The 12,875-nt window shown below is 57.2% G+C and carries 11 protein-coding genes; 5 read left to right on the top strand and 6 right to left on the bottom strand.

The features are described 5' to 3' along the window. Nucleotides 1-77: 77 nt before the first annotated feature. From yidC to rpmH, 4 genes are read right to left on the bottom strand one after another with little or no spacing between them, the layout of a single operon-like run. Complete coding sequence (yidC, locus tag HU727_RS10975) at nt 78-1,760, bottom strand: membrane protein insertase YidC (protein ID WP_186531271.1); 1,683 nt, start codon at nt 1,758-1,760, stop codon at nt 78-80. Nucleotides 1,761-1,762: 2 nt separating this feature from the next. Beyond that, nucleotides 1,763-2,008: a membrane protein insertion efficiency factor YidD gene (yidD, locus tag HU727_RS10980; RefSeq protein ID WP_027901580.1), complete on the bottom strand. Its 246-nt coding sequence runs from the start codon at nt 2,006-2,008 to the stop codon at nt 1,763-1,765. Beyond that, entirely contained in the window at nt 2,001-2,402 is a 402-nt protein-coding gene (gene rnpA / locus HU727_RS10985) for a ribonuclease P protein component (protein ID WP_217844315.1), read from the bottom strand. Before rnpA ends, yidD begins: the two co-directional genes overlap by 8 nt. A gap of 16 nt (nt 2,403-2,418) precedes the next feature. Continuing rightward, complete coding sequence (gene rpmH, locus HU727_RS10990) at nt 2,419-2,553, bottom strand: 50S ribosomal protein L34 (RefSeq protein ID WP_003213577.1); 135 nt, start codon at nt 2,551-2,553, stop codon at nt 2,419-2,421. Between the two features lie 567 nt (nt 2,554-3,120). On the opposite strand from rpmH, the gene dnaA reads away from it, so the two are divergent. The 4 genes from dnaA to gyrB are packed head-to-tail and all read left to right on the top strand — an operon-like array spanning nt 3,121 to nt 9,327. After that, complete coding sequence (gene dnaA / locus HU727_RS10995; RefSeq protein WP_186531273.1) at nt 3,121-4,644, top strand: chromosomal replication initiator protein DnaA; 1,524 nt, start codon at nt 3,121-3,123, stop codon at nt 4,642-4,644. A 39-nt stretch (nt 4,645-4,683) separates the two neighbouring features. Continuing rightward, nucleotides 4,684-5,787, top strand: coding sequence for a DNA polymerase III subunit beta (gene dnaN, locus HU727_RS11000; RefSeq protein WP_053125301.1), 1,104 nt, complete (start codon nt 4,684-4,686; stop codon nt 5,785-5,787). A gap of 13 nt (nt 5,788-5,800) precedes the next feature. Further along, complete coding sequence (recF, locus tag HU727_RS11005) at nt 5,801-6,904, top strand: DNA replication/repair protein RecF (protein WP_186531275.1); 1,104 nt, start codon at nt 5,801-5,803, stop codon at nt 6,902-6,904. A gap of 5 nt (nt 6,905-6,909) precedes the next feature. Further along, entirely contained in the window at nt 6,910-9,327 is a 2,418-nt protein-coding gene (gene gyrB / locus HU727_RS11010) for a DNA topoisomerase (ATP-hydrolyzing) subunit B (RefSeq protein WP_186531277.1), read from the top strand. Nucleotides 9,328-9,498: 171 nt separating this feature from the next. Here the strand turns inward: gyrB and HU727_RS11015 are convergent, their stop codons facing one another. Beyond that, nucleotides 9,499-10,218 carry a response regulator transcription factor gene (locus tag HU727_RS11015; protein ID WP_186531279.1) on the bottom strand — a complete coding sequence of 240 codons (720 nt, stop codon included), beginning with the start codon at nt 10,216-10,218 and terminating at the stop codon, nt 9,499-9,501. Between the two features lie 164 nt (nt 10,219-10,382). Here HU727_RS11015 and HU727_RS11020 point away from each other — a divergent pair, with 164 nt between their 5' ends. After that, nucleotides 10,383-11,918: a sensor histidine kinase gene (locus HU727_RS11020; RefSeq protein WP_186531281.1), complete on the top strand. Its 1,536-nt coding sequence runs from the start codon at nt 10,383-10,385 to the stop codon at nt 11,916-11,918. 167 nt (nt 11,919-12,085) lie between these two features. On the opposite strand, the gene HU727_RS11025 is transcribed toward HU727_RS11020, so the two are convergent. Continuing rightward, nucleotides 12,086-12,865: a lysophospholipid acyltransferase family protein gene (locus HU727_RS11025; protein WP_186531283.1), complete on the bottom strand. Its 780-nt coding sequence runs from the start codon at nt 12,863-12,865 to the stop codon at nt 12,086-12,088. Nucleotides 12,866-12,875: the final 10 nt, after the last annotated feature.

Here is a 12,875-nt window from a genome sequence, read left to right on the forward strand (position 1 = left end):
CGGAATCCAGACAAAAGTGGCAGATAGCAAAACGCCCCACTAGGGGGCGTTTTGAGTGGTGTTATCCACAGTGCAAGTTACGCCTCGGCTTTTTTCGTCGCCGCTTCGATCTTACGCGTGATGTACCACTGTTGTGCAATCGACAGGCAGTTGTTCACAACCCAGTACAGCACCAGACCAGCCGGGAACCACAGGAAGAAGAAGGTGAAGATGATCGGCATCATTTTCATGACCTTCGCCTGCATCGGATCCGGAGGTGTCGGGTTCAACTGCTGCTGGATGAACATGGTTGCGCCCATGATGATCGGCAGGATGAAGAACGGATCCTTGATCGACAGGTCAGTGATCCACAGCATGAACGGCGCCTGGCGCATTTCCACGCTTTCGAGCAGTACCCAGTACAGAGAAAGGAAAACCGGCATCTGCACGAGGATCGGCAAGCAGCCGCCCAGCGGATTGATCTTCTCTTTCTTGTACAGCTCCATCATGGCTTGCGACATTTTCTGCCGGTCATCGCCATGTTGCTCTTTCAGCGCAGCCAGTTTCGGCGCCACGGCACGCATGCGCGCCATCGATTTGTAGCTGGCGGCTGACAGCGGGAAGAAAATCCCTTTGATCAGCATGGTCAGGAAAATGATCGACCAGCCCCAGTTACCGACAATCGCGTGGATGTGCTGCAGCAACCAGAAGATTGGCTGGGCAATGAACCACAGAATGCCGTAGTCGACGGTCAATTCCAGACCTGGGGACAACTCTTTCAACACCGCCTGGCTTTTCGGACCAGCGTACAGCACAGCGCTGGTTTCAGCCTTGGCGCCCGGAGCAGCGGTCAACGTAGGACCGGTGTAACCGATGATGTAGTTGCCCTTGCTGTCCTTACGGGTCTGGACGATGTTGTTTTCGCCCTTCGCCGGAATCCATGCAGTCACGAAGTAGTGTTGCAACCAGGCGACCCAGCCACCGGTGACGGTTTCTTTAAGCTGCGCCTTGTCCATGTCCTTCATGGAGACTTTCTTGTACGGCTCCGAACTTGTCCACAGGGCAGCGCCCAGGTAAGTCGCAGTGCCGGTGGCAGTAGTCGACGAAGGATCAGCGCTGGCGTCGCGCTTCAGCTGGGCAAACATTGCGCCGTTCCAGGGCTGAGCGCTCTGGTTATCCACAATGTAGGAGACTGTCACGTCATACAGGCCGCGTTTCACTGTGAAACGTTTGATGTAGCTGACGCCGTCCTTGCTGAACTTCAGGTCAACGACGAGTTGATCCTGACCGTCAGCCAGTTGATAAACCTTCTTCTCCGAGGAGTAAACCGGACGACCGGCCGGGTTTGCATCCGGACCGTTGGTGCCGATCAGACCGCTTTGCGCCAGATAAACACGCTCGCCGCCGTTATCGAACAGCTGGAACGGTACATCAGGACGATCCTGACGACGTGGATACAGAGGCAAAGTCAGCTGAGCTACGTCGCCACCCTGTGGATCGATCGCAAGATCGAGCACGTCGGTTTTGATCTGGATCAGATCCTTGCTGGCGGCGACCGGCGTTTCCGCAGGTGCGCTGGTATCGCTGGCGGCGCGCGGAATATCGTCACTGACGGCAGCATTTGAGCCAGTGGCGGTGTCCGGCAAACCGGATGTAGTCGTACTGGAAGCAACATTCTGAGTCGGCAGGGCAGCTTGGCCATAATCCTGGTTCCATTTAAGAACCATGACGTAGGACACGATTGCCAGTGCGACGATCAGGATCGTGCGTTTGATATCCATGATTACTCGGCCATCGAAGAAGAACGGGAGGTAGGGACAGGTGGAACCGGGTCATAACCACCGGGATTCCACGGATGACAGCGACCTAAGCGACGAAAGGTCAGCCAGCCACCGCGCAGAAGGCCATGATTTTCAATGGCTTCATACGCGTAGCAGGAACAACTGGGGTAGAAACGACAGTGACTGGCCATTAAAGGACTAATGGCATAGCGATAAAACTGGATCGGAACGAGGGCCAGTTTACGCATCAGTGCTGTCTACCCCTACAGTTTCGGTTTTGACTGCTGGAACCGGCTTGCTACGCGCCAGACGTTTCCAGAGTTTGCCGAAATGCTGAATCAATTCGGGGTTTTCTACATCACCCAAACCTTTGCGCGCGACGATAACAATGTCCCAGCCAACCAGTGAATCCTGGTGCAGACGGAACGATTCGCGCATCAGACGTTTGAGGCGATTGCGCTCAACGGAGAGCTTTACGCTCTTTTTCCCGATTACCAGCCCGAGACGGGGGTGATCAAGATCGTTGTTGCGTGCAAGGAGCAGGAGATTTTTCCCCGGAACCTTGCCGGTAGGGGAGTCAAAGACTGCCTTGAAATGCCGGGGAGTAAGCAGACGCTTTTCCCGACTGAAGTCCTGACTCACCTCCAGTACCGGATTATCAAACTGCCAGACGCGCACGACCTTTGGCGCGACGACGCGACAGGACTGCGCGGCCGTTCTTGGTAGCCATGCGAGCACGGAAACCGTGGGTACGAGCGCGTTTGATAGTGCTTGGTTGGAAAGTACGTTTCATTGTCGTGTTACCTGGTTCGTCCACAACGGGCCGGAATGGCCCCCGTTTTAAGAGACCGGGGATTCTAGAGAAAGCAAGTCCTCAGGTCAATTTCCAACCAGCGTTTCCTTATAAATAGATCTCGGGAGCTTCTGTGCCTGAAAACGTCCTGGCCATACATAAGAATAAAGAAGGGACTTATTTAAAGCTTTTTTGTAAAGCTTATAAAAGCTAGAGAGGCCTCCGCTTGTGGATAACTAGGTTAAGGCTATATCGCACGTGGTGTACAGAGAATGACAACTACAGTGGAAAACCGTGTTCAGCCTGTGCTGTGCCATCGGAAAACCTGTGCGTGGAATGACGTGTTATCCACAGGCAGGTTATCCACCGAGTTCAACCCCCACTTGTCCAGTGCCCTTAGAGGCGGTTATCCACAGAGCTTATTCGCACGCCGTTGGTCGCCTTTTTGCGCGTTAACGCATTGATAAAAGACGATCGTGGACCTACCTGCATGTGGATAAGTGAACAGCTCGCCGCTACAATGGCCGCTTGTTTTTGCCTCACCGGCTTTCAACTTAGGGGATATCCGTGTCAGTGGAACTTTGGCAGCAGTGCGTGGAGCTTTTGCGCGAAGAGCTGCCTGCCCAACAATTCAACACCTGGATCCGTCCACTACAGGTCGAAGCCGAAGGCGACGAGTTGCGCGTCTACGCACCGAATCGTTTCGTGCTGGACTGGGTCAACGAAAAGTATCTGGGCCGCGTCCTTGAGCTACTGGATGAGCACGGCAATGGCGTGGCGCCGGCGCTGTCCTTATTAATAGGCAGCAAACGCAGCTCGGCGCCCCGTGCTGCCCCGAATGCTCCACTGGCGGCCGCACAGGTCTCCCAGGCTCAGTCCAACAGTGTCCCGGCGAGCACTTCGGCACCGGCCCCAACACCGGCCCCCGCCAAGCGTTCCACACAGAAAACCGCTGAAATCAGCGAAGAGCCTTCGCGCGACAGCTTCGACCCCATGGCCGGTGCCGCTTCGCAACAGGCCCCGGTTCGCGCTGAACAGCGCACCGTGCAGGTTGAAGGTGCGCTCAAGCACACCAGTTACCTGAACCGCACATTCACCTTCGAGAATTTCGTCGAAGGCAAATCCAACCAGCTCGCCCGCGCGGCGGCCTGGCAAGTGGCAGATAATCCCAAGCACGGCTATAACCCGCTCTTCCTTTATGGTGGCGTCGGCCTGGGTAAAACCCACTTGATGCACGCGGTGGGTAACCACCTGTTAAAGAAGAACCCGAATGCCAAGGTCGTGTACTTGCATTCCGAGCGTTTCGTGGCTGATATGGTCAAGGCGCTGCAACTGAACGCCATTAACGAGTTCAAGCGTTTCTACCGTTCGGTGGACGCTTTGCTGATCGATGACATTCAGTTCTTTGCTCGTAAAGAGCGCTCTCAGGAAGAGTTTTTCCACACCTTCAACGCCCTGCTTGAAGGTGGTCAGCAGGTCATTCTCACCAGTGACCGCTACCCGAAGGAAATCGAGGGCCTTGAAGAACGCCTGAAGTCCCGCTTCGGCTGGGGCCTGACCGTGGCGGTCGAGCCGCCGGAGCTGGAAACCCGTGTAGCGATTCTGATGAAGAAGGCGGATCAGGCCAAAGTCGATCTCCCGCACGACGCCGCATTCTTTATCGCCCAGCGCATCCGCTCCAACGTCCGCGAACTGGAAGGTGCGCTGAAACGCGTGATCGCCCATTCGCATTTCATGGGCCGCGATATCACCATCGAGCTGATTCGCGAGTCCCTGAAAGACTTGTTGGCGCTGCAGGATAAACTGGTCTCTGTGGATAACATTCAGCGCACGGTCGCCGAGTACTACAAGATCAAGATTTCCGATCTGCTGTCCAAGCGCCGCTCGCGCTCGGTAGCGCGTCCACGTCAGGTCGCCATGGCGTTGTCGAAAGAATTGACTAACCACAGTCTGCCGGAAATCGGTGATGTGTTTGGCGGACGCGACCACACCACCGTGTTGCACGCCTGCCGCAAGATCAACGAACTTAAGGAATCCGACGCGGACATCCGCGAGGACTACAAGAACCTGCTGCGTACACTGACCACTTGATGAACACCAGCGCAGCTTATTAAGGCAAGGGACTAGACCATGCATTTCACCATTCAACGCGAAGCCCTGTTGAAACCCCTGCAACTGGTCGCAGGCGTCGTCGAGCGCCGACAGACCTTGCCGGTACTTTCCAACGTGCTGTTGGTAGTCGAAGGCCAGCAACTGTCGCTGACCGGTACCGACCTTGAAGTCGAACTGGTTGGCCGTGTGCAACTTGAAGAGCCGGCTGAAACAGGTTCCATCACCGTGCCTGCGCGCAAGTTGATGGACATCTGCAAAAGCCTGCCTAACGATGCGCTGATCGACATCAAGGTCGACGAGCAGAAGCTGGTTGTGAAGGCCGGTCGCAGTCGCTTCACTCTGTCGACCTTGCCGGCCAACGATTTCCCGACTGTCGAAGAAGGTCCTGGCTCGCTGACCTGCAGCCTGGAGCAAAGCAAACTGCGCCGTTTGATCGAGCGCACCAGCTTCGCCATGGCCCAGCAGGACGTGCGTTACTACCTCAACGGCATGCTGCTGGAAGTTTCCGAAGGCATCATCCGCGCTGTGGCCACTGACGGTCACCGTCTGGCGATGTGCTCGATGAAGGCCGATATCGGCCAGCCTGATCGCCATCAAGTGATCGTGCCGCGCAAAGGTATCCTCGAACTGGCGCGTCTGCTCACCGAGCCGGACGGCAATGTCAGCATCGTGCTGGGTCAGCACCACATCCGCGCCACTACCGGTGAATTCACTTTCACCTCGAAACTGGTCGACGGCAAGTTCCCGGACTATGAGCGCGTTCTGCCCAAGGGCGGCGACAAGCTGGTACTGGGCGATCGTCAGGCGCTGCGCGAAGCGTTCAGCCGCACGGCGATCCTGTCCAACGAAAAGTACCGTGGTATCCGCCTGCAACTGGCCAACGGGCAGTTGAAGATTCAGGCCAACAACCCGGAGCAGGAAGAAGCGGAAGAAGAAGTGGGCGTTGAGTACAACGGCGGCTCTTTGGAGATCGGCTTCAACGTCAGTTACCTGCTCGACGTGCTGGGCGTGATGACTACCGAGCAGGTTCGTCTGATCCTGTCCGACTCCAACAGCAGTGCGCTGGTGCAAGAGTCCGACAACGACGACTCGGCTTACGTTGTCATGCCGATGCGCCTGTAACAGCAGATCCTGGATGTCCTTAAGTCGCGTTTCGGTCACCGCGGTGCGCAATCTGCACCCGGTGACCTTCTCCCCCTCCCCCCGCATCAACATTCTTTACGGCGCCAACGGCAGCGGCAAAACCAGTGTTCTGGAAGCCATCCATCTGCTGGGGCTTGCCCGTTCGTTTCGTAGTACCCGGTTGTTGCCCGTCATTCAGTACGAGCAACTCGCCTGCACCGTCTTCGGTCAGGTCGAATTGGCCGAAGGCGGACACAGTGCTTTGGGGATTTCCCGCGATCGTCAGGGCGAGTTCCAGATTCGTATCGACGGTCAGAATGCCCGCAGCGCGGCGCAGTTGGCGGAGATCTTGCCCTTACAACTGATCAACCCGGACAGCTTCCGTTTGCTGGAAGGTGCGCCGAAGATTCGTCGGCAGTTTCTCGACTGGGGCGTGTTCCATGTCGAGCCCCGTTTCATGGCCACCTGGCAGCGCTTGCAGAAGGCCCTGCGCCAGAGAAACTCATGGCTGCGGCATGGTACACTTGACGCCGTTTCGCAAGCGGTTTGGGACAGGGAACTGTGCCAGGCCAGCGCTGAAATCGATGAATACCGCCGCGCTTACATTCAAGCCTTGAAACCGGTCTTCGAACAGACCCTGAGCGAACTGGTTGAGCTTAAGGGTTTGACGCTCAGCTATTACCGAGGCTGGGACAAAGACCGTGAATTGAGCGCCGTACTCGCAGGTTCCGTACAACGGGATCAGCAGATGGGGCACACCCAGGCGGGGCCGCAACGCGCTGACTTGCGCCTTAGATTGGGCGCGCACAATGCCGCGGACATCTTGTCCCGGGGTCAGCAGAAGCTGGTGGTTTGTGCGCTGCGGATTGCCCAAGGGCATCTGGTCAGCCAGGCCCGACGCGGTCAGTGTATTTATCTGGTGGATGATCTGCCGTCCGAACTGGACGAGAGCCATCGACGCGCGCTGTGCCGTTTGCTGGAAGACTTACGCTGCCAGGTGTTTATCACCTGTGTAGATCACGAATTATTGAGGGAAGGCTGGCAGACGGAAACGCCGGTCGCTTTGTTCCACGTGGAACAGGGCCGTATCACCCAGACCCACGACCATCGGGAGTGAAGGCATTGAGCGAAGAAAACACGTACGACTCAACGAGCATTAAAGTGCTGAAAGGCCTGGATGCCGTACGCAAACGTCCCGGTATGTACATTGGTGACACCGACGATGGCAGCGGTCTGCACCACATGGTGTTCGAGGTGGTCGACAACTCGATCGACGAAGCCCTCGCCGGCCACTGCGACGATATCAGCATCATCATTCACCCGGATGAGTCCATCACCGTCAAAGACAACGGTCGCGGTATTCCGGTTGACGTGCACAAGGAGGAAGGCGTTTCCGCCGCCGAGGTCATCATGACCGTCCTCCACGCGGGCGGTAAGTTCGACGACAACTCCTACAAGGTCTCCGGCGGTCTGCACGGTGTAGGTGTTTCGGTAGTGAACGCATTGTCTGAACAGTTGGTTCTGACCGTTCGCCGCAGCGGCAAGATCTGGGAACAGACCTATGTCCACGGCGTCCCTCAGGCACCGATGGCCATCGTTGGCGACAGCGAAACCACCGGTACCCAGATCCACTTCAAGGCGTCCAGCGAAACCTTCAAGAACATTCACTTCAGCTGGGACATCCTGGCCAAGCGCATTCGTGAACTGTCGTTTCTCAACTCCGGTGTCGGCATCGTCCTCAAGGATGAGCGCAGCGGTAAGGAAGAGCTGTTCAAATACGAGGGCGGTCTGCGTGCGTTCGTTGAATACCTGAACACCAACAAGACTCCGGTCAATCAGGTGTTCCACTTCAACATCCAGCGTGAAGACGGCATCGGCGTGGAAATCGCCCTCCAGTGGAACGACAGCTTCAACGAGAATCTGTTGTGCTTCACCAACAACATTCCTCAGCGCGACGGCGGCACCCATTTGGTGGGCTTCCGTTCGGCGCTGACGCGTAACCTGAACAACTACATCGAGCAGGAAGGTCTGGCGAAGAAGCACAAAGTCGCCACCACCGGTGACGATGCCCGTGAAGGTCTGACCGCAATCATCTCGGTGAAAGTGCCGGATCCGAAGTTCAGCTCCCAGACCAAAGACAAGCTGGTGTCTTCCGAAGTGAAGACCGCGGTCGAACAGGAAATGGGCAAGTACTTCTCCGACTTCCTCCTGGAAAACCCGAACGAAGCCAAGCTGGTCGTCGGCAAGATGATCGACGCTGCGCGTGCCCGTGAAGCGGCGCGCAAGGCCCGAGAGATGACTCGCCGCAAAGGTGCGCTGGACATCGCCGGCCTGCCTGGCAAACTCGCTGACTGCCAGGAAAAAGACCCGGCGCTGTCCGAACTGTACCTGGTGGAAGGTGACTCCGCGGGCGGCTCTGCCAAGCAGGGGCGTAACCGCAAGACCCAGGCGATCCTGCCGTTGAAGGGCAAGATCCTCAACGTCGAGAAAGCCCGATTCGACAAGATGATCTCTTCTCAGGAGGTGGGCACCTTGATCACTGCGCTGGGCTGCGGCATCGGCCGCGAAGAGTACAACATCGACAAGCTGCGCTATCACAACATCATCATCATGACCGATGCTGACGTCGACGGTTCGCACATCCGTACCCTGCTCCTGACCTTCTTCTTCCGTCAGTTGCCGGAGCTGATCGAGCGTGGCTACATCTACATCGCCCAGCCGCCGCTGTACAAGGTCAAGAAAGGCAAGCAAGAGCAATACATCAAAGACGACGACGCCATGGAAGAGTACATGACGCAGTCGGCCCTGGAAGATGCGAGCCTGCACCTGAACGACGAGGCGCCGGGTATTTCCGGTGCAGCGCTGGAACGTCTGGTGAATGACTTCCGCATGGTAATGAAGACCCTCAAGCGTTTGTCGCGCCTGTACCCGCAGGAACTGACCGAGCACTTCATCTACCTGCCGGCTGTCAGCCTGGAAACGTTGGGTAACCATACGGCCATGCAGGAATGGCTGGCTCAGTACGAAGTTCGCCTGCGCACCAACGAGAAGTCGGGCCTGGTCTACAAAGCCAGTCTGCGTGAAGATCGCGAGCGTGGCGTCTGGCTGCCTGAGGTCGAATTGATCTCCCATGGCCTGTCGAACTACGTCACCTTTAACCGCGACTTCTTCGGCAGCAACGACTACAAGACCGTCGTCACCCTCGGCGCTCAACTGAGTACCTTGCTCGACGACGGCGCGTACATCCAGCGTGGCGAGCGCAAGAAAGCGGTTACCGAGTTCAAGGAAGCCCTCGACTGGCTGATGGCCGAAAGCACCAAGCGCCACACCATCCAGCGATACAAAGGCCTGGGCGAAATGAACCCGGATCAGTTGTGGGAAACCACGATGGACCCAAGCGTGCGCCGCATGCTGAAAGTCACCATCGAGGACGCCATTGGCGCAGACCAGATCTTCAACACCCTGATGGGTGATGCGGTCGAACCTCGCCGTGAGTTCATCGAAAGCAATGCGCTGGCGGTTTCCAACCTGGATTTCTGATTTCGGTTGTGTCCTACGCAAAAGAAACCCCGGCCATCGTGCCGGGGTTTTCTTTTATAAGACTTTAATCCGAGCGGGTGCCATCGATACCTGCGGCGCAAGGGCCTGGTTCGCCGCGCCCCTTCAAGGCAAGGAGTCAGCGATGTGTTGGCCTTGGTGGCAGCACAAAACTCATTCATCCACCGTCGTCACACTCTCCAGGCGATACCCATAGCCATAAATCGTCAGCAACTGCCAACCTCGATCCGCCGTCAGCCCCAGCTTGTTGCGCAGTCGGTAGATATGCGTATCCAGCGGCCGCGAGGACGTTGTTTCTTCATTTGGCCAAAACCGCTCATACAGATAATCCCGCGATAACGGTCGGCCCAAGTTGCTGAACAGACACCGCGCCAGTCGGTACTCGCGTTCGGTCATGAGGATTGGCTTGCCCTCACGAGTGACGGTCAATTCGGCGTCGTCGAACCTCAGGTCATGAAACGTTTGCACTTCGCCTGCCGCGCTGCGTTGCTGGCTATGCCGACGCAAGACGGCGGCGACCCGTGCTTTCAGCTCATTGGGCCGAAAAGGCTTGCTGACATAGTCATCGGCTCCGGCATTCAGGGCTTGAACGATATCGCTTTCCCCGTCGCGACTGGTGAGCATGATCGCTGCAGGTGGCGCGTCCATGTGTTCGCGGGTCCAGCGCAGCAGCGCCAGGCCCGTGAGGTCGGGGAGTTGCCAGTCCAGGATCAACAGGTCAAAGGTTTCCCGCCGCAGCTGTCGCAGCAGGTCTTCGCCGCGCTCGAAGCTGTGCAGTGACCACGGCTGCTCTGTGGCGTCAGCCATTTGCTGCAAAGTTTGCTCGACCCGGCGCAGTTCGGCGGGTTCATCGTCGAGTATCGCAACACGCATTGGCGGGATTCCTTGTTGCTGGGGCAGAGATGTCGACAATAGCGACTCCCCGCCCGCTGTGAAAGAAGCAGCCCGTCGCTGGCCGACGTCCGCTATGATTCTTCGGGTCTACGTCTCAGACCAGTGACCTATGAAACCATTCACGTTGCCCCGCCCTTCCTGCAATGAATAACCCTCAACGTCGGCGCGAAAGCCGTGAGCCGAGCCAGGTACAGCGGCTGTTCCGACAGCTGGTGCGCGAGTGGTTGTGGATAAGTCTGGTGCTGTTGCCGCTGACTGCATTGCTGTCCTACCGCGCCCAGTTCAATCTGCACAACACTTCGCCGGCACCTGGTGCGTTGCTGTCCGTGGGGCTTGTCGCGGGTGTGCTTGGGCTGTTGCTATGGCGACCACGTTGGGCACTTTGGGTCACCTTGATCGGCATGGCCTGTGCGCTGATCAGCAGCGCATTGCTGGCCGATATTCGCTATTGGTGGTCGCCGACGCCCGCGATGCTGGGCATGCTGTTCGGTTATTTGATCTGGAACTGGCGGCGCCTCAGCGTGGTGCTGACCTACTTCGGTTGGGAGCTGGCGCGTCTGGACAGCGAGCCCAAGGTCTTCCCCGAGCGGCGCCGGACCCGATTCACCGGCGCTGACCGTTTGCAGGGGCAAATCATGGCCCTTGAGCAAGCCATGAGCCGTACCCGTGATACCCGCCGTTTCATTGCCGATGGCCTGGAATATCTGCCTGTCGCGACGCTGATCAGTGATCCCAAAGGAACGATCCTGCTGGGCAACCGCAAAGCGCGAGAGCTGTTCGAGGCTCCCTTGGTGGGCGATGATGTACTCGACCAGTTGGCGCGGCTCGGCTACCCGGAATTATCCACAGAACAACGATGCGCATTGTCCACGCTGCCATTGCTTGAGTTTCGCGACCACAAGGAGCGCAGCCTGCGCCTTGAACGAGCGGCCCTGCTGCCGGTGGACGGCGACACGCCCATCGGTTGGTTGCTGAGCCTTACTGATTTGAGTGCCGAGCGCGCCGCCGAAGAACAACGTGGCGTTCTGCTGCGCTTTCTTTCCCACGACCTGCGGGCTCCGCATTCGGCGATCCTCGCCCTGCTTGACGTGCATCGTCATCAGGAGGGCGCTGATGCGGCGTTGTTCGAGCAGATTGAGCGTCAGGTCCGTCGCGCGCTGGAACTGACCGATGGTTTCGTGTTGTTGGCCAGAGCTGAGTCCGAGTCTTATCAATTCCGCCCGACGCTGTTTGCGATGCTGGTATTGGACGTAGTGGATCAAATTTTGCCCATCGCTCAGCAGAAACGTATTTTATTGCTCCACGACGTGGACGAAGAATGCCAGGAAAGACTGATTCTGGCCGATCAAGGGTTACTGACCCGAGCCTTGTTCAATCTGTTGGAAAATGCGATCAAATACAGCCCGGCGGGCAGCACCGTTCAGCTGAAGGTCAGTTGCCAGGGGCAATCGCTGCGCTGCGAACTGACGGATCAGGGCAAAGGCATCGCTGCCCATGAGTTGCCCCACTTGTTCACTCAGTATCGGCGATTTTCCTCGGCCCAAGGCATCGACGGCGTGGGTCTGGGTCTGTCCATGGTCAAGGCCGTTATGGATCACCATGGAGGCACGATCGACTGTATCAGTGTGGTGGATCAGGGCACGACGTTCCGGATCGGGCTGCCGTTGATTGTCGATTGATCGGACACAAAAAAACCGGCTATAACGGCCGGTTTTTTTACATCCGAATAAAACTTATGCACGGTTTTCGGTTATTTAGCAGCTTTTGAAATATCCAAGAAAATCAAATGCTTATGACAAGATTGCGGATATTTCCAGCGAAACCGTACACAGGTTATCCACAAAATTCAGACAGCTAGCGGATCGCTGGTTGCAGGCGCTTGCGGCGCCGGGGGCAGAGAACCCATTTCCCGCTGGGTTTTCTCGTTCCAGGCCTGTACCCGATCGTTCAGATCAGCGATGGCACGAGGCCCGCTGCCTTCGGCGTACATCGGTTCGCCGATGACTACTGTGATCACACCGGACTGCTTGCCCCAACCCATTTTCGGCCAGAATTTGCCTGCATTGTGTGCAATCGGCAGCACTGGAAGCGCCGCGTTTACCGCCAATGCGCTGCCACTGCGCGAAAATTTCCCCACCGTACCGAAAGGAACCCGGGTGCCTTCCGGAAAGATCAGCACCCATACGTTGTCCTTGAGCAGCTCATCACCTTTGGCGGCCACCTGCTTGAGCGCAGCTTTCGGGTTGTCCCGGTCGATGGCGATCGGTCGCAGCATGGCCATGGCCCAGCCGAAGAACGGTACGTAGAGTAATTCGCGCTTGAGCACTTGGCTCAGCGGCGAAAAATAAGCGGAGAGAAAGAACGTCTCCCAAGTGCTCTGGTGGTTCGATTGAATCACGCAGGGCCGGTCCGGCACGTTTTCCGCGCCTTTGATTTCGTAGCGGATACCAAGAAACACCTTGGTCAACCACAAGGCGCAACGACACCAATAAACGTTGATAAAACGATAGCGCGCCTTGAAGGAAAGAAAAGGCGCGATGAAAAAGCTCAGGCTGCACCACAGCAAGGCGGTCGTGCCCAGCAGCAGATAAAAAAGGAAGATTCTGAAGGCCCGCAGTATCGACATGGCGACGTTT

Origin of the sequence: Pseudomonas khorasanensis, assembly GCF_014268505.2 — a bacterium.
GTDB lineage: Bacteria > Pseudomonadota > Gammaproteobacteria > Pseudomonadales > Pseudomonadaceae > Aquipseudomonas > Aquipseudomonas khorasanensis.